The organism is Pseudomonas sp. UBA4194 (assembly GCF_002379585.1).
Lineage (GTDB): Bacteria > Pseudomonadota > Gammaproteobacteria > Pseudomonadales > Pseudomonadaceae > Aquipseudomonas.
Genome location: NZ_DFUE01000019.1, coordinates 105,680 through 122,029, shown reverse-complemented (window position 1 = coordinate 122,029; position 16,350 = coordinate 105,680). Strand labels below are relative to the sequence as shown.

14 protein-coding genes and 2 tRNA genes are annotated in these 16,350 nt (G+C 60.3%); 1 reads left to right on the top strand and 15 read right to left on the bottom strand.

What is annotated here, in order from left to right:
* Positions 1 to 3: 3 nt before the first annotated feature.
* The 12 genes from rbfA to rlmE form a co-directional block, all read right to left on the bottom strand.
* On the bottom strand, positions 4 to 405 hold the full coding sequence (gene rbfA, locus B3397_RS05345; protein ID WP_296247934.1) for a 30S ribosome-binding factor RbfA: 402 nt from the start codon (positions 403 to 405) through the stop codon (positions 4 to 6).
* A gap of 111 nt (positions 406 to 516) precedes the next feature.
* Positions 517 to 3,036 (bottom strand): translation initiation factor IF-2, encoded by a 2,520-nt coding sequence (gene infB, locus B3397_RS05340; RefSeq protein ID WP_296247932.1) that lies wholly within the window; start codon positions 3,034 to 3,036, stop codon positions 517 to 519.
* 26 nt (positions 3,037 to 3,062) lie between these two features.
* Positions 3,063 to 4,544, bottom strand: a complete 1,482-nt coding sequence (nusA, locus tag B3397_RS05335; protein ID WP_296247930.1) for a transcription termination factor NusA — start codon at positions 4,542 to 4,544, stop codon at positions 3,063 to 3,065.
* Between the two features lie 59 nt (positions 4,545 to 4,603).
* The gene (gene rimP / locus B3397_RS05330; RefSeq protein WP_296248005.1) at positions 4,604 to 5,062 is read right to left on the bottom strand and encodes a ribosome maturation factor RimP; all 459 of its coding nucleotides are present in this window, start codon (positions 5,060 to 5,062) and stop codon (positions 4,604 to 4,606) included.
* Positions 5,063 to 5,194: 132 nt separating this feature from the next.
* Positions 5,195 to 5,277 (bottom strand) — tRNA-Met (locus B3397_RS05325).
* A gap of 96 nt (positions 5,278 to 5,373) precedes the next feature.
* Positions 5,374 to 5,459, bottom strand: a tRNA-Leu gene (locus tag B3397_RS05320).
* 52 nt (positions 5,460 to 5,511) lie between these two features.
* Positions 5,512 to 5,898: a preprotein translocase subunit SecG gene (secG, locus tag B3397_RS05315; RefSeq protein ID WP_296247928.1), complete on the bottom strand. Its 387-nt coding sequence runs from the start codon at positions 5,896 to 5,898 to the stop codon at positions 5,512 to 5,514.
* A 4-nt stretch (positions 5,899 to 5,902) separates the two neighbouring features.
* Positions 5,903 to 6,658: a triose-phosphate isomerase gene (gene tpiA / locus B3397_RS05310; protein WP_296247926.1), complete on the bottom strand. Its 756-nt coding sequence runs from the start codon at positions 6,656 to 6,658 to the stop codon at positions 5,903 to 5,905.
* 65 nt (positions 6,659 to 6,723) lie between these two features.
* A complete protein-coding gene (gene glmM, locus B3397_RS05305) occupies positions 6,724 to 8,064 on the bottom strand; it encodes a phosphoglucosamine mutase (protein ID WP_296247923.1) in 1,341 nt (446 codons plus the stop codon).
* Positions 8,065 to 8,082: 18 nt separating this feature from the next.
* On the bottom strand, positions 8,083 to 8,934 hold the full coding sequence (gene folP, locus B3397_RS05300; protein ID WP_296247921.1) for a dihydropteroate synthase: 852 nt from the start codon (positions 8,932 to 8,934) through the stop codon (positions 8,083 to 8,085).
* A gap of 36 nt (positions 8,935 to 8,970) precedes the next feature.
* Positions 8,971 to 10,875, bottom strand: coding sequence for an ATP-dependent zinc metalloprotease FtsH (gene ftsH, locus B3397_RS05295; protein WP_296247919.1), 1,905 nt, complete (start codon positions 10,873 to 10,875; stop codon positions 8,971 to 8,973).
* 197 nt (positions 10,876 to 11,072) lie between these two features.
* Complete coding sequence (gene rlmE, locus B3397_RS05290) at positions 11,073 to 11,717, bottom strand: 23S rRNA (uridine(2552)-2'-O)-methyltransferase RlmE (RefSeq protein ID WP_296247917.1); 645 nt, start codon at positions 11,715 to 11,717, stop codon at positions 11,073 to 11,075.
* 100 nt (positions 11,718 to 11,817) lie between these two features.
* Between rlmE and yhbY the strand changes: the two genes are divergently transcribed.
* On the top strand, positions 11,818 to 12,126 hold the full coding sequence (yhbY, locus tag B3397_RS05285) for a ribosome assembly RNA-binding protein YhbY (protein WP_296247916.1): 309 nt from the start codon (positions 11,818 to 11,820) through the stop codon (positions 12,124 to 12,126).
* Positions 12,127 to 12,137: 11 nt separating this feature from the next.
* Here yhbY and B3397_RS05280 read toward each other — a convergent pair whose 3' ends face one another.
* The 3 genes from B3397_RS05280 to carB are packed head-to-tail and all read right to left on the bottom strand — an operon-like array spanning position 12,138 to position 16,256.
* Positions 12,138 to 12,533: an MFS transporter gene (locus B3397_RS05280; RefSeq protein WP_296248003.1), complete on the bottom strand. Its 396-nt coding sequence runs from the start codon at positions 12,531 to 12,533 to the stop codon at positions 12,138 to 12,140.
* 28 nt (positions 12,534 to 12,561) lie between these two features.
* Entirely contained in the window at positions 12,562 to 13,038 is a 477-nt protein-coding gene (gene greA, locus B3397_RS05275) for a transcription elongation factor GreA (RefSeq protein ID WP_296247915.1), read from the bottom strand.
* Positions 13,035 to 16,256, bottom strand: coding sequence for a carbamoyl-phosphate synthase large subunit (gene carB, locus B3397_RS05270; protein WP_296247913.1), 3,222 nt, complete (start codon positions 16,254 to 16,256; stop codon positions 13,035 to 13,037). The genes greA and carB overlap by 4 nt, the downstream gene beginning before the upstream one ends.
* Positions 16,257 to 16,350 lie beyond the last annotated feature (94 nt).

The window sequence follows — 16,350 nt, the reverse complement described above, 5'->3', positions numbered from 1 at the left end:
GGATTACTCCTTGGGTTCTTTGGCCGAATCATCGGGCTGATGCTGGCTGTCTTCGGCAACGGCGCGCTCGATCAGGGCCGACAGATGGGCACCGCGCGTGACGCTTTCGTCGTAGTGGAAATGCAGTTGCGGCACGCTGCGCAGCTTCATTTCCTTGGCCAGTTGCATGCGCAGGAAACCTGCGGCGGAGTTCAGCACCTTGATGCTCTGGGCAATATCGGCGGCGCTGTCCTGGCCCATCACGGTGATGAACACCTTGGCATGGCCGACGTCGCGGCTGACTTCCACCGCGGTGATGGTGACCAGGCCAACGCGTGGATCCTTGACTTCACGACGGATCAGTTGCGCCAGTTCGCGCTGCATCTGGTCGCCGATGCGTTGGGTACGGCTGTATTCTTTTGCCATGTTTCACTACCTGTAACTAGAGCGGCAAACGCCCGATCAGGCGTGGGCCGGATCGGGCGTTGCGTTTAGAACCGGTGGGCGAAGACCCATGCGGTTCCTTGGGGTCGCGGCTTAGAGCGTACGGGCCACTTGGACTTTCTCGAAGACTTCGATCTTGTCGCCGACCTTGACGTCGTTGTAGCTCTTCACGCCGATACCGCATTCCATGCCGGCACGTACTTCGGACGCATCGTCCTTGAAGCGACGCAGCGATTCCAGCTCGCCTTCGAAGATAACGATGTCTTCGCGCAGTACACGGATCGGACGGTTGCGGAACACCACACCCTCGATGACCATGCAACCGGCGATCGCACCGAACTTCGGCGAACGGAACACGTCACGCACTTCGGCGATGCCCAGGATGTTCTCGCGAACGTCGCTGCCGAGCATACCGGTCAGGGCTTTCTTGACGTCTTCAATGATGTCGTAGATCACGTTGTAGTAACGCATATCCAGACCTTCCTGCTCGACGATCTTGCGAGCGCCAGCATCGGCACGCACGTTGAAGCCGAACAGTACTGCATTGGAGGCCAGTGCCAGGTTGGCATCGGATTCGGTGATACCACCGACGCCGCCACCGACCACACGCACTTGCACTTCGTCGTTGCCCAGGCCGTTCAGAGCGCCCTGCAAAGCTTCGAGCGAACCACGGACGTCGGATTTGAGGACGATGTTGAGCGTCTTCTTCTCTTCCTGACCCATGTTCTCGAAGATGTTTTCCAGCTTGCCAGCGTGAGCGCGGGCCAGCTTGACTTCGCGGAACTTGCCTTGACGGAACAGAGCCACTTCACGGGCTTTCTTCTCGTCGGCAACAACGCTCATCTCGTCGCCAGCGTCCGGGGTGCCATCAAGGCCCAGGATCTCGACCGGAATGGCCGGACCGGCTTCCTTGATCGGCTTGCCGTTCTCGTCGAGCATGGCGCGCACGCGGCCATAGTTCGAGCCGACCAGCACCATGTCGCCTTGACGCAGCGTACCGTCCTGTACCAGCACGGTGGCTACCGGGCCACGGCCCTTGTCCAGACGGGACTCGACGACCACACCACGGCCAGGAGCCGACGGCGTAGCGGTGAGTTCCAGGACCTCGGCTTGCAGCAGAACAGCTTCGAGCAATTCGTCGACGCCAGTACCTTGCTTGGCCGAGACCGGGACGAACGGGGTGTCGCCGCCCCACTCTTCGGAAGTCACACCGTGTACCGACAGCTCGCTGCGGATACGGTCCAGGTCGGCGCCCGGCTTGTCGATCTTGTTCACTGCAACCACCAGCGGCACGCCAGCAGCCTTGGCATGCTGAACGGCTTCGATGGTCTGTGGCATCACGCCGTCGTCAGCCGCAACCACCAGGATCACGATGTCGGTGGCCTTGGCACCACGGGCACGCATCGCGGTAAACGCGGCGTGGCCCGGGGTGTCGAGGAAGGTCACCATGCCGCGCTCGGTTTCTACGTGGTAGGCGCCGATGTGCTGGGTGATACCGCCGGCTTCGCCCGCAGCGACCTTGGCGCGACGAATGTAGTCGAGCAGCGAGGTCTTACCGTGGTCAACGTGGCCCATGACGGTCACGACCGGTGCACGAGCGAACGCTTCACCTTCGAACTTCAGCGATTCGGCCAGGGAATCTTCCAGGGCGGTATCGCTGACCAGGGTCACTTTGTGGCCCAGTTCTTCAGCGACCAGCTGGGCAGTTTCCTGATCCAGTACCTGGTTGATGGTGGCCGGGGTGCCCAGTTTGAACATGAACTTGATGACTTCGGCAGCCTTGACCGACATCTGCGCGGCGAGGTCGCCGACAGTGATGGTCTCGCCGATCTGCACGTCACGTACGACAGGGCCGGTTGGGCTCTGGAAACCGTGGGCGTTGCGCTTCTTCAGCTTGCCTTTGCCACGGCCGCCACGACGGAAGCCATCGCTCTCTTCGTCGGTGGTACGCGGAGCGGCACGCGGAGTCGGCGCCTTTTCCTTGACCGTGGCACGATGAGGCTGGTTCTTGCGCTCGCCATCGCCAGCGCCGCCACCGCTGCGACGATCGTCGTTGCGAGGCTTGTCGGGACGACGGGGTTCTTCCTTCTTGCGCTCTGGAGCCGGCGCCGGAGCGACAGCTGCCAGATCGATGTCCGGTACCGAAGGCGCAGGGGCCGGTGCGGCCGGAGCCGGCGCTGCAGCAGCCGTGTTGCCGGCTGGCTGGTTGCGTGCTTCGGTCGCAGCGCGGGCGCGCGCTTCTTCTTCGGCTTTCTGACGGGCAGCGTTCTCTGCCGCGCGACGCTCTTCGAGCTCGCGCTTCTGCTCGGCCTGGATTTCTTCCGGGCTGCGCTGAACGAATACTTTCTTCTTGCGTACTTCTACGCTGATGCTCTTGCTACCGGCCACACGCAAGGTGCTTTGGGTCTTGCGTTGCAAGGTAATCTTGCGCGGTTCTTCCGCTTTCGCCTTGTGGCTGCTTTTCAAATGAGCCAGCAGAGCCTGCTTCTCATTGTCGGTCACAACTTGTCCGGCGTCGGTGTGCGGCAGACCTGCCTCACGCATCTGCTGAAGCAGGCGCTCTACCGGTGCGGCGACCTCTTGGGCCAGTTCTTTCACCGTGACTTGCGTCATGCACTTCTCTCCTCAGGCCGCGCCAATTACTCGAACCAATGGGCTCGGGCGGCCATGATCAACTTGCCGGCACGATCTTGGTCGATGCCGTCGATGTCGAGCAGGTCGTCAATCGACTGCTCGGCCAGGTCTTCGCGGGTAACTACGCCGCGCACCGCCAGTTCCATCGCCAAATCCTTGTCCATACCCTCAAGCGAGAGCAGGTCTTCGGCCGGATGGGCGTCTGCCAGCTTTTCCTCAGTAGCGATGGCTTTGGTCAACAAACGATCCTTGGCCCGAGCGCGAAGCTCGTTGACGATGTCTTCGTCAAAGCCGTCGATGTTGAGCATTTCTTCCAACGGTACGTAGGCAATCTCTTCCAGGCTGGTGAAGCCTTCGTCTACCAGCACCTGTGCCAGCTCTTCGTCGACTTCCAGCTCGTCGATGAAGTTGCGCAGGATGTCACCGGTTTCCGCTTGCTGCTTGGCCTGGATGTCCGATTCGGTCATCACGTTCAAGGTCCAGCCAGTCAACTGGCTGGCCAGACGCACGTTCTGCCCGCCGCGACCAATTGCCTGGGCCAGATTGTCGGCACCCACGGCGATGTCCATGGCATGGGCGTCTTCGTCGACGATGATGGCCGCGACTTCCGCCGGGGACATGGCATTGATGACGAACTGCGCCGGGTTGTCGTCCCACAGGACGATGTCCACACGCTCACCGCCCAACTCGCCGGACACCGCCTGCACACGCGAACCGCGCATGCCGATGCAGGCGCCTTGCGGGTCGATGCGCTTGTCCTTGGAACGAACGGCGATCTTGGCGCGCGAACCCGGATCACGGGAAGCGGCCATGACTTCGATCAGGCCTTCAGCAATTTCCGGCACTTCGATGCGGAACAGCTCGATCAGCATTTCCGGCGCGGTACGCGACAGAATCAGCTGAGGACCACGGTTCTCGGTACGAATTTCCTTGAGCAGTGCACGCAGGCGCACACCGACGCGGAAGGTTTCGCGCGAGATGATGTCTTCGCGAGCCAGCAAGGCCTCGGCGTTGTTGCCCAGGTCAACGATAACGTTGTCGCGGGTCACTTTCTTTACGGTACCGGAGATGATCTCGCCCAGACGTTCGCGGTAAGCGTCGACCACTTGGGCGCGCTCGGCTTCACGAACCTTCTGCACGATGACCTGCTTGGCGGTCTGTGCGGCGATACGGCCGAATTCGATCGACTCGATCTTCTCTTCGACGATGTCACCCACCTTGGCTTCGGGATGGGTCTGGACGACCTTGCTCGGCCAGGTTTCGATCGCCGGATCGTCGAGATCATCTTCCTCGACCACGGTCCAGCGACGGAATGTTTCGTAGGCACCGGTGTGGCGGTTGATTTCCACACGCAGGTCAACTTCGTCCTCGAAGCGTTTTTTTGTCGCAGTCGCCAGAGCAATCTCCAGCGCTTCGAATATTACGCCTGCCGGTACACCCTTTTCATTGGATACCGACTCAACAACCAGCAGTACTTCTTTGCTCATCGTACGCCTCGCCTTTCGCAAGCCATTGGATCCGCGGGACCCGCAGTATCTGGCATGTCTCAGTCAAAACTGGGAATGATATTGGCCTTGTCGATCGAATCGATCGGCAGCAGGAATTCGTTTTCGTCTACACGAACCACGACATCCTGGTCCTCCACACCGTGGAGAAGGCCCTGAAAGTTGCGACGACCCTCGAAAGGCGCGCGCAACTTTATCTTTACTTGTGCTCCGGCGTACGCGGCAAACTGTTCGATGGTGAACAGCGGGCGTTCCATGCCTGGAGAGGAAACTTCGAGGGTGTATTCGACGCTGATGGGATCTTCAACGTCCAGGACACCACTGATCTGACGACTGACAATGGCGCAGTCATCCACCAGCACGCCGCCCTCTTTATCGATATAAACACGCAAAAGCGAATGGCGGCCCTGAGCCGAAAACTCAATACCCCAGCATTCATAGCCTAGGGCCACGACCACCGGGGCCAACAAGGCCTGCAACTGTTCTAGCTTGCTCGACACCTGAACCCCCTCGTGCATGCTGTGCAAATAAAAAATGGGCGAAGCGCCCATCCCGGATACGCCGTTGAATACCGGCGCTTAAGAACTGTCCAGCTAACAAAAAGCCCCTTTGAAAAGGGGCCTTGCTAAAACTGGTTGCGGGAGCTGGATTTGAACCAACGACCNNGACCTTCGGGTTATGAGCCCGACGAGCTACCAGACTGCTCCATCCCGCGACAAAGCTGGGGCGAAAGTATACGACCGAACCCGATTTGGGTCAATCCAAGCTTCCACCGACAAGAAAGCCCGCAACAGCGGGCTCTCCTGATAATTGGTACCGAGAAGGGGACTCGAACCCCTACACCCTATGGGCACAACCACCTCAAGGTTGCGTGTCTACCAATTCCACCACCTCGGCAATACTACGTGAAACCCTTACCGCTTTTGAAACAGTGAAGTCCTTGCGGATATCACTTTTGCTCTTGAGCCGGAGGAACGTCAGTGGCCGGAGCCGCTTCGGTCTTTTGCTCTTGAAGCACCGGAACATCATCTGCTGCCGGCTTTTGCTTAGGTGCTTCGATAACAGCTGGATCTGGCAAACCTACTTGAGTCAGCTGTTGAGCTTTCTCTTTAGCAAAGTAACCTAACCCCAAGCTGGTTATGAAGAAACAGGCGGCAAGTATAGCAGTAAACTTACTAAGAAAGGTAGAGGAACCTTGGCTTCCGAAGACAGTATTTGATGCACCTGCTCCGAACGACGCGCCAGCGTCCGCACCTTTACCCTGTTGCAGCAATACCAGAGCGACAACGCCCAGAGCACCCAACAGATGAAAAACGACTACGACTGTTTCCAGCATTTTCTCAGTTTCCCGCGGCGCGACAGATCGCACCGAAATCATCTGCATTCAGGGAAGCACCACCAATGAGGCCCCCATCGATATCCGGCATGCCGAACAGTTCGGCCGCATTGGCCGCTTTGACGCTACCGCCGTACAACAGCCGCACAGACTGTGCGACCTTGGCATCTTCTGCCGACAACTGAGCGCGAATGGCTGCGTGCACATCCTGCGCTTGCTGCGGCGTGGCGGTCAGCCCGGTGCCAATGGCCCAGACCGGTTCGTAGGCGACCACCGCAGTGGCCAGCGCTTCGATCCCCAGGGCTGCAATGACACTGCCCAGCTGACGACCTACAATTTCCAGCGTCTTGCCGGCTTCACGCTCTTCCAGGGTTTCCCCTATGCAGAGCACCGGTATCAGACCTGCTGCCTGAGCCGCCTTGAACTTCTCGATCAGCATCTCTTCGCTTTCGCCAAGCAACTGGCGACGCTCGGAATGACCGATCAGGACCAGCGAACATTGTGCATCGGACAACTGGCTCGGTGCGATTTCACCGGTCAGCGCGCCCTGCTCAACTTGTGTCGCGCAGTTCTGCGAACCCACGGCGATGTTACTGCCCTGCAAGCCATCAACCACACGGTCGATGAACAGCGAAGGCGGGAATACCGCGACATCGACAGCGTCGGGCAAGGGTTGCTTGCGCAGACCCTCTATCAGCTCAGCGACGCTGGCGCGGGTACCATGCATTTTCCAGTTACCAGCTACCATGGGGCGACGCATGCTGTACCTCGTCGGTCAAAGTGGGCGCAGATGTTACCCAACGCAACGTTCACTGGCAAGCCGAATCAGGCGCAAACTTCAGTGACCAGCTTTGCCAGCTCGTCGGCATAGCCGCGAACGGCTTTTTCGTCGTTGCCCTCGACCATCACCCGCACCAGCGGCTCGGTGCCGGACTTGCGCAACAGCACACGGCCGCGCCCGCCCATGGCGTGGGTTACACGCTCGCAGGCCTCCTTGACCGCCGGGTGTTCGACCGGATTCACGTCACCCCCACTGAAGCGCACGTTGACCAGCACCTGTGGGCATTTGCGCAGGCCCTGGCGCGCGTGGGCCAGGGTTTCATCGCGTCGCTTGAGGGCCAGCAGCACTTGCAGGGCGGCAATGATGGCGTCACCGGTTGTGGTGTAATGGCAGCACACGATATGCCCCGAATTTTCACCCCCAAGCTGCCATTCGCGCTCCTTGAGCTCCGCCATCACATAGCGGTCACCGACGTTGGCGCGCACGAACGGGATCGAGAGGTCTTGCAGGGCCAGCTCCAGGCCCAGGTTGCTCATCAGCGTACCCACTACGCCGCCGTGCAGCTTGCCGCGCTGCTGCAGATCACGGGCGATGATGAACAGCAGTTCGTCACCATCGACGATGGCGCCCGTATGGTCGACCATCAGCACGCGATCACCGTCGCCGTCGAAGGCAATGCCCAGATCGGCGTGACCAACCAGTACGGCCGCCTGCAAGGCTTCCATGTGGGTCGAGCCACAGTTGTCGTTGATATTCAGGCCATCAGGCGCCGCCGAGAGCACGGTGACCTGCGCGCCCAACTCGCGAAAGACATTGGGCGCTACCTTGTAGGTGGCGCCATGGGCGCAGTCGATCACCAGCTTGAGGCCGGCGAAGTCGGTACTGGTGGGCACGCTGCTTTTGCAGAACTCGATGTAGCGACCGGCCGCGTCGTTGATGCGCGAGACCTTGCCCAGCTTGCTGGACTCGGCCACGGTCATGGGCGCGTCCATCAGCTCCTCGATCATCGACTCCACTTCGTCCGGCAGCTTGGTGCCCTGGCCGGAGAAAAACTTGATGCCGTTGTCGTCATGGGGGTTGTGCGATGCACTGATGACAATGCCCGCATCGGCATGGAAGGTGCGCGTCAGGTAGGCAATCGCCGGGGTAGGCATAGGACCCAGTAGCAGCACGTCTGCGCCAGCGGCAGAGAGCCCGGCCTCAAGTGCCGACTCGAACATATAGCCCGAGATACGCGTGTCCTTGCCCACCAGCACTCGGCAGACGCCCATTTTGCGAAACGCCATGCCTGCCGCCCAACCCAGCTTGAGCATGAAGTCCGGGGTGATGGGGTATTCGCCGACCCGGCCACGAATGCCGTCGGTACCAAAATATTTCCTGCTCATAGCAACGCTCCGTAATTCTTATTCCGCCGCTTCGACCGCAGCGATCATTCGAACGACATCCACCGTCTCGGCGACATCGTGCACGCGCAAGATCCGTGCGCCTTTGGTCATGGCCAAGGCGGCCAGGGCAAGGCTGCCATAAAGGCGCTCCGCCACAGGGCGGTTCAACGCAAGCCCTACCATGCTCTTGCGCGAGACGCCCACCAGCAACGGCCTGCCCAGCGCGTGCAAAGCCTGCATATGCTTGAACAGACTCAGGTTATGGGCGTGGGACTTGGCAAAACCAAAGCCCGGGTCGAGCAGTATACGCTCGGCGGGAATACCTACGGCAGCACACGCTTGCATGCGCTCGTCGAGAAAGCTGGAGACCTCCCCCACCAGGTCATCGTAGTGGGGGTGATCCTGCATGTCCGTCGGCTCACCCAGCATATGCATCAGGCACACCGGCAGCCCGGTCGCTGCAGCCGCGTCCAGTGCACCGTCGCGACGCAGGGAGCGCACGTCGTTGATCAACCCCGCGCCCAGGCGAGCACTTTCGCGCATGACTGCTGGGGTAGAGGTATCGACCGAGATGATCACATCCAGCTCGCGGCTGACTGCTTCAACCAGTGGCGCAACCCGCTCCAGCTCCTCGAGCGGAGACACGGGACGCGCGCCCGGCCGGGTTGACTCGCCGCCGATATCGATCAAGGTGGCGCCAGCCTTGACCATCGCTTCGGCATGACGAAGGGCGAGGTCGCGCTGGTTGAAGCGGCCGCCGTCAGAGAAGGAATCGGGGGTGATGTTGAGGATGCCCATGACGTGGGTCTGGGCCAAATCAAGAACCCGGTTGCCGCAAGGCAACCGGGTGGGGTATTGCACAGAGTTCATGTCGAACCTTAGTGTCGAACGGTACGAATTGACGCTTTACAGCTGGGCAGCGGGACCGCCGATTGGGGTTTCCGGACGCGGCTCCGGAGACACCGGGGTACCGGTAGGACCCGAACCGCCGGACCAGTCGCGAGGCTCGCGAGGCGTACGGCCAGCCATGATGTCGTCGATCTGATCGGCATCGATGGTTTCGTACTTCATCAACGCATCGGCCATGGCATCGAGTTTCTCGCGGTTGTCGGTGAGGATCTGCCGCGCGGTGCCGTAGCACTGGTCGATGATGCTGCGCACTTCCGAGTCGATGACCTTCGCCGTCTCACCGGAAACCGCCGCTGCGCTGCCGCCGCCACGGCCCAGGTAGCCCTGGTCTTCATCTTCGGCGTACAGCAGCGGACCGAGCTTCTCGGACAGGCCCCATTTGGTGACCATGTTCCGCGCGATCTGGCTGGCCCGCATGATGTCGTTGGACGCGCCGGTGGTGACACCGTCAAAACCCAGGGTCATCTCTTCGGCGATACGGCCGCCGTACAGCGAGCAGATCTGGCTGATCAACGCTCGTTTGGACAGGCTGTAGCGATCTTCTTCCGGCAGGAACATGGTCACACCCAGTGCGCGGCCACGCGGGATGATGGAGACCTTGTAGACCGGGTCGTGCTCCGGCACCACACGACCAACGATGGCATGACCAGCCTCGTGGTAGGCGGTGTTCTGCTTTTCTTTTTCCGACATGACCATGGATTTGCGCTCGGCGCCCATCATGATCTTGTCCTTGGCCAGTTCGAACTCTTTCATCTCCACCAGACGCTTGCCGTTACGGGCAGCGAACAGCGACGCTTCGTTGACCAGGTTGGCCAGGTCGGCACCGGAGAAGCCTGGGGTACCACGAGCGATCACACCCGGGTTGACGTCGTCACCCAGAGGCGCCTTCTTCATGTGAACCTTGAGAATCTGCTCGCGACCGCGAATGTCTGGCAGACCCACGACAACCTGACGGTCGAAGCGGCCTGGACGCAGCAGCGCAGGGTCGAGTACGTCAGGACGGTTGGTGGCGGCGATAACGATGATGCCATCGTTCATTTCGAAGCCATCCATCTCTACCAGCAACTGGTTGAGGGTCTGTTCACGTTCATCATGACCGCCACCCATGCCAGCGCCACGATGGCGGCCGACGGCGTCGATCTCGTCGATGAAGATGATGCATGGAGCGTGTTTCTTGGCTTGTTCGAACATGTCACGGACGCGGCTTGCACCGACACCCACGAACATTTCGACGAAGTCGGAACCGGAGATGGTGAAGAACGGCACCTTGGCTTCGCCGGCGATGGCCTTGGCAAGCAGGGTTTTACCGGTACCAGGAGGACCGACCATCAGCACACCGCGAGGAATGCGGCCGCCCAGGCGCTGGAACTTGCCCGGATCGCGCAGGAACTCTACCAGCTCGCCTACCTCTTCCTTGGCTTCGTCGCAACCGGCAACGTCAGCCAGGGTGGTCTTGACCTGATCTTCGGAGAGCAGGCGCGCCTTGCTCTTGCCGAAGCTCATCGGGCCGCCCTTGCCGCCTGCGCCGCCTTGCATCTGGCGCATGAAGAACATGAACACCGCGATGATCACCAGGATCGGGAAGCTGGCCACCAGGAGCTGGGTCCAGATGCTCTGCTGTTCAGGCTGCTTGCCTTCGACCACGACCTTGTTGTCCACCAGGTCGCCGATCAGGCCGTTGTCCTGGATCGCCGGGCGAATGGTCTTGAAGGAGTCGCCATCATTGCGCTTGCCGGTGATGACATAGCCGTCGACCGCAACGCGCTCTACCTTGCCGTCCTTCACCTGTTGGATGAAGTCGGAATAGTTGAGGGTCTGCGGCTCGTTGGGGCTTGAGAAGTTGTTCATGACCGTCACCAGGACGGCGGCGATGATCAACCACAGGATCAGATTCTTTGCCATATCGTTCAATTCGCTACCCTCTGAAGCCTGCTACCCGCAACCCGCGCAGGCATGCTTCGCATGATTTTCACCGGCCAAACTTACTACATAACCTACTGGACTGCAGGTGCCGTCTGTAACCCTTTGTGAAACTTTGACTGCGCAATAGTCGATTATGCTCAGCAGGCTACACCATTTGAAAAAAGCTATCGCCTGCTTCAAAAGCCGCTGTCTTGCTGCTCGACACCCTTGAAACCTCGACCCAGCAGGTACTGTTCGCGAGAACGGTCCCGCGACGACGAAGGTTTACGCATCTGCACCTTGTCGAACATCTGCCGAACGGTCTTGTGATACACGTCAAAACCTTCGCCCTGAAACACCTTGATCAGGAAGTCGCCACCTGGGCGCAATACCCGACTGGCCAGGTCCAGTGCCAGTTCACAGAGGAACATCGCACGGGGCATATCGACTGCGGCCAGTCCACTCATATTGGGGGCCATATCGGAAATCACAAGGTCTACCTGCGAATTACCGACCGCTTCCAGAATCTGCGCCAGCACGGCGTCTTCGGTAAAATCGCCTTGAATGAAGGTGACATCCGGGATGCTGTCCATTTCCAGGATATCGGAAGCGATCAGCCGGCCTTGGCCACCAATCAGACGACTGGTCACCTGGGACCATCCACCGGGGGCGGCACCCAGGTCAATTACACTCATGCCAGGACGAATCAGGCGATCGCGCTCCTGGATTTCCAGCAGTTTGTAGCTGGCACGTGAACGATACCCGTCTTTTTGCGCCATTTTGACGTAGGGATCATTGAAGTGTTCTTTCAGCCAATTAAGGCTTGTCTTGGAACGGGCCACAGGGCACCTCGAATAACGGGTCGTGATTAACTGGGCGGAGCCGAGGGCGCTCGGGTAAACTGGCCGCCGCTTTTTACAAGATCAGACGAAGGGTCAGATTATGCCGCTCACTCAGGAGCAGAAGAAACAGTACAAATCCATTGGCCACCATCTGAAACCGGTTTTGATGGTTGCCGACAACGGTTTGACTGAAGGTGTTTTAGCAGAATTCGAACGCGCCTTGAGCGATCACGAGCTGATCAAGATCAAACTCAACATCCTCGATCGCGAACAACGCCTGCAAGCCATTGCCGCACTGTGCAAGGCCGGCCGTGCCGACCTGGTACAGGTCATCGGCAAGATGGCGCTGGTTTACCGCAAGAACCCGCAAGTGAACAAGCAGTTGTCCAACGTTCATCGCTTTCACTGATGAACCCGCCATCAAGGGCGCGCCCGGCGCGCTCTCGATGGAATCGGCTGGACCACCAGCACCAGGCCGGTGACACCCAGAATCAGGTAGCAGAACAGCTGCCAGCGCATCGCCTCCGTCAGTACCAGCGCTATGGCGAAGTACATCGCGCACACCACCAGTACCACACACAGTAGCTGGCCACGCAAATCGCGCAACACGCCGCGAACGCCTTCGGCCCGAATCAGCACCATGGCCTGCAGCAACGCGCAGAAACTCGCGAATGCCACCAGCAATGTGCCGACCTGACGGGCGATATCCTCGACCAGCAACGGCGCAATGCCGACCTTCACCAGCGCCGGCAGCAAGCCGAAGTGCAGCATCCACAGGCCGCCAACCCAGAGCACCTGGGTCAGCTGCCAGATCACCGCGCCCGCATGACGCGAGTGCGGCCGTTCAAATGTGGGCGACTTCGACAATCTCGTACTCGATAACGCCACCAGGCGTCTTCACCGTGACCACATCGCCTTCTTCCTTGGCGATCAGGGCGCGGGCGATGGGCGAGCCATGGGACAGCTTGCCCGCCTTGATATCGGCTTCATCCTCACCGACGATCTTGTACTTGACGCGCTCGTCGGTCTCCACGTTGGCGATTTCCACGGTCGTGCCGAAAATCACCTTGCCGGTGTGAGGAATGGTGGTGACGTCGATGATCACCGCATTCTGCATGCGACCTTCGATGTCACGAATCCGAGCCTCGACCATGCCCTGCTGTTCACGCGCGGCATGGTATTCGGCGTTTTCTTTTAGGTCACCCAGTTCGCGGGCCGTGCCGATGTCCTGGCTCAGCTTGGGACGGACGACCTTGGTCAGATGGGTAAGCTCTTCTTCCAGGGCGCGAGCGCCCTGGACAGTCATGGGATATTTGATCATGCATTGAGTCCTGCGTGGAGATCCTGCAAGCGGCGCACGGTCTTTTCCGGACCGAACTTCAACGCTTCACAGATCGCTTCGCCAGCGGCAATGGTGGTGGTGCAGTAGATCTTGTGCTGCAAGGCGTTGCGGCGGATCGAGTAAGAGTCGGCAATCGACTGACGGCCTTCGGTGGTGTTGATGATCAAGGTGACTTCGTCGTTCTTGATCATGTCGACCACGTGCGGGCGACCTTCGGTCACTTTGTTCACACGGCGTACCTTGAGGCCGGCGGCCTCGATTTCGCGCGCGGTACCGGCTGTAGCGACGACTTCGAAGCCCAGCGCAATCAGGTCGCGTGCAACGCCGGCCACCAGTGGCTTGTCGTCGTCACGCACGCTGATGAACGCGGTACCGCCCGTAGGCAGCACTTCGCTGGCGCCCATCTGGGCCTTGGCGAAGGCTTCACCGAAGGTGTCACCGACACCCATGACTTCACCGGTGGACTTCATCTCTGGGCCCAGGATCGGGTCGACGCCCGGGAACTTGGCGAACGGGAACACCGCTTCCTTGACGCTGTAGAAGTTCGGAATGATTTCCTTGGTGAAGCCGATTTCCTTCAGGGTTTTACCGGCCATCACCCGCGCCGCGACCATGGCCAGGGAAGTGCCGATGCACTTGGACACGAACGGCACCGTCCGCGAGGCGCGTGGGTTGACTTCGATCACGTAGATCTTGTCGCCCTGCAGGGCCAACTGGACGTTCATCAGGCCGATAACGCCCAGTTCCAGGGCCATTTTCTTGACCTGCTCGCGCACTTCGTCCTGCACGTGGGCAGGCAGCGAGTACGGTGGCAGCGAGCATGCCGAGTCACCGGAGTGAACGCCGGCCTGTTCGATGTGCTGCATGATGGCGCCGATCACTACATCGGTGCCGTCACAGACCGCATCCACGTCCATCTCGATGGCGCAGTTGAGGAAGTGGTCGAGCAGTACCGGGCTGTCGTTGGACACCTGTACGGCTTCACGCAGGTAGCGCTTGAGTTCGTCCAGCTCGTAGACGATCTCCATGGCACGACCGCCCAGCACGTACGAAGGACGCACTACCAGGGGGTAGCCGATGTCGCCTGCGGCGCGGATGGCTTCTTCTTCGCTGCGCACGGTGGCGTTTGGCGGCTGCAGCAGGTTCAGGCGCTGAACCATCTGCTGGAAACGCTCGCGGTCTTCGGCGCGGTCGATGGAATCAGGGCTGGTACCGATGATCGGCACACCGGCTTCTTCCAGGGCGCGGGCGAGTTTCAACGGGGTCTGGCCGCCGTACTGGACGATCACACCCTTTGGCTTCTCGACACGTACCACTTCCAGCACGTCTTCGAGGGTCAGCGGCTCGAAGTACAGGCGGTCGGAGGTGTCGTAGTCGGTGGAGACGGTTTCCGGGTTGCAGTTGACCATGATGGTCTCGTAGCCGTCTTCGCGCAGGGCCAGGGCCGCGTGCACACAGCAGTAGTCGAACTCGATACCTTGGCCGATGCGGTTCGGGCCACCGCCCAGGATCATGATCTTGTCGCGAGTCGACGGGTTGGCTTCGCACTCTTCCTCGTACGTGGAGTACAGGTAGGCGGTGTCGGTGGCGAACTCGGCGGCGCAGGTGTCGACGCGCTTGTACACCGGGAACACCTCCAGCTTGTGGCGGTGACGGCGCAGGTTCTTGTCGGTGATACCCAACAGCTTGGCCAGGCGCTGGTCAGAGAAGCCCTTGCGCTTGAGACGGAACATCAAGGCCTTGTCGATATCGGCCAGACCCAGGGTCTTGACCTTCTCTTCTTCCTTGATCAGGTCTTCCATCTGCACCAGGAACCAGCGGTCGATCATGGTCAGGTCGAAGATCGCGTCCACGCTCATGCCGGCGCGCATCGCATCGGCGACGTACCAGATACGCTCGGCACCCGGCACGGTCAGCTCGCGCTTGAGGATGCTGTTGGCCTCGGGGCTGGCCAGGTCGACTTTCGGGTCCAGGCCGCAAACGCCCACTTCCAGGCCGCGCAAGGCTTTCTGCAGGGATTCCTGGAAGGTCCGGCCGATGGCCATGACTTCACCCACGGATTTCATCTGGGTGGTCAGGCGCGCGTCGGCTTTCGGGAATTTCTCGAAGGCGAAGCGTGGCAGCTTGGTGACGACGTAGTCGATCGATGGCTCGAAGGACGCCGGGGTCTTGCCACCGGTGATGTCGTTCTGCAACTCGTCGAGGGTGTAACCCACGGCCAGCTTGGCGGCGACCTTGGCGATCGGGAAGCCGGTGGCCTTGGAGGCCAGCGCCGAGGAGCGCGATACGCGCGGGTTCATTTCGATCACGACCATGCGGCCGGTGTTCGGGCAGATACCGAATTGCACGTTGGAACCGCCGGTTTCAACGCCGATCTCGCGCAGCACCGCCAGGGAGGCGTTACGCAGGATCTGATATTCCTTGTCGGTCAGGGTCTGTGCCGGTGCGACGGTGATGGAGTCGCCGGTGTGCACGCCCATCGGGTCGAAGTTTTCGATGGAGCAGACGATGATGCAGTTGTCCTTTTTGTCGCGGACCACTTCCATCTCGTACTCTTTCCAGCCGATCAGCGATTCGTCGATCAGCAGTTCCTTGGTCGGCGACAAGTCCAGACCGCGGGCGCAGATTTCTTCGAATTCTTCACGGTTGTAGGCAATGCCGCCGCCAGTGCCACCCATGGTGAACGAAGGGCGGATGATGCACGGGAAGCCGAGCTTCTCCAGCACCGCGTTGGCCTCTTCCATGCTGTGGGCGATGCCCGATCGTGGGCACGCCAGGCCGATAGACTTCATGGCCTTGTCGAAGCGCGAGCGGTCTTCGGCCTTGTCGATGGTGTCGGCATTGGCGCCGATCATTTCCACGCCGAACTTGGCCAGCACGCCTTCGCGCTCCAGGTCCAGGGCGCAGTTCAGGGCAGTCTGGCCACCCATGGTCGGCAGCACGGCGTCGGGACGCTCTTTCTCGATGATCTTGGCAACGGTTTGCCACTTGATCGGCTCGATGTAGGTGGCGTCGGCCATGGCCGGGTCGGTCATGATGGTGGCCGGGTTGGAGTTGACCAGGATGACCCGGTAACCCTCTTCGCGCAGGGCCTTGCAGGCCTGGGCGCCGGAGTAGTCGAACTCGCAGGCCTGGCCGATGACGATCGGGCCGGCACCGAGAATCAGGATGCTTTTAATGTCTGTACGTTTTGGCATGGTTCTCACTCAATTCCGCAGTTCAGTCGGCGTGCCGCCTGGACTTTATGGGGCGGCGCCTGGGCGGCCGGTCCGTCGATGACGGGGCCGGCCC

What these genes read in the sequence shown, in the direction of transcription:
- rbfA (WP_296247934.1), bottom strand. Translation starts at nt 405, where the DNA reads ATGGCAAAAGAATACAGCCGTACCCAACGCATCGGCGACCAGATGCAG.
- infB (WP_296247932.1), bottom strand. Translation starts at nt 3,036, where the DNA reads ATGACGCAAGTCACGGTGAAAGAACTGGCCCAAGAGGTCGCCGCACCG.
- nusA (WP_296247930.1), bottom strand. Translation starts at nt 4,544, where the DNA reads ATGAGCAAAGAAGTACTGCTGGTTGTTGAGTCGGTATCCAATGAAAAG.
- secG (WP_296247928.1), bottom strand. Translation starts at nt 5,898, where the DNA reads ATGCTGGAAACAGTCGTAGTCGTTTTTCATCTGTTGGGTGCTCTGGGC.
- tpiA (WP_296247926.1), bottom strand. Translation starts at nt 6,658, where the DNA reads ATGCGTCGCCCCATGGTAGCTGGTAACTGGAAAATGCATGGTACCCGC.
- glmM (WP_296247923.1), bottom strand. Translation starts at nt 8,064, where the DNA reads ATGAGCAGGAAATATTTTGGTACCGACGGCATTCGTGGCCGGGTCGGC.
- folP (WP_296247921.1), bottom strand. Translation starts at nt 8,934, where the DNA reads ATGAACTCTGTGCAATACCCCACCCGGTTGCCTTGCGGCAACCGGGTT.
- ftsH (WP_296247919.1), bottom strand. Translation starts at nt 10,875, where the DNA reads ATGGCAAAGAATCTGATCCTGTGGTTGATCATCGCCGCCGTCCTGGTG.
- yhbY (WP_296247916.1), top strand. Translation starts at nt 11,818, where the DNA reads ATGCCGCTCACTCAGGAGCAGAAGAAACAGTACAAATCCATTGGCCAC.
- greA (WP_296247915.1), bottom strand. Translation starts at nt 13,038, where the DNA reads ATGATCAAATATCCCATGACTGTCCAGGGCGCTCGCGCCCTGGAAGAA.
- carB (WP_296247913.1), bottom strand. Translation starts at nt 16,256, where the DNA reads ATGCCAAAACGTACAGACATTAAAAGCATCCTGATTCTCGGTGCCGGC.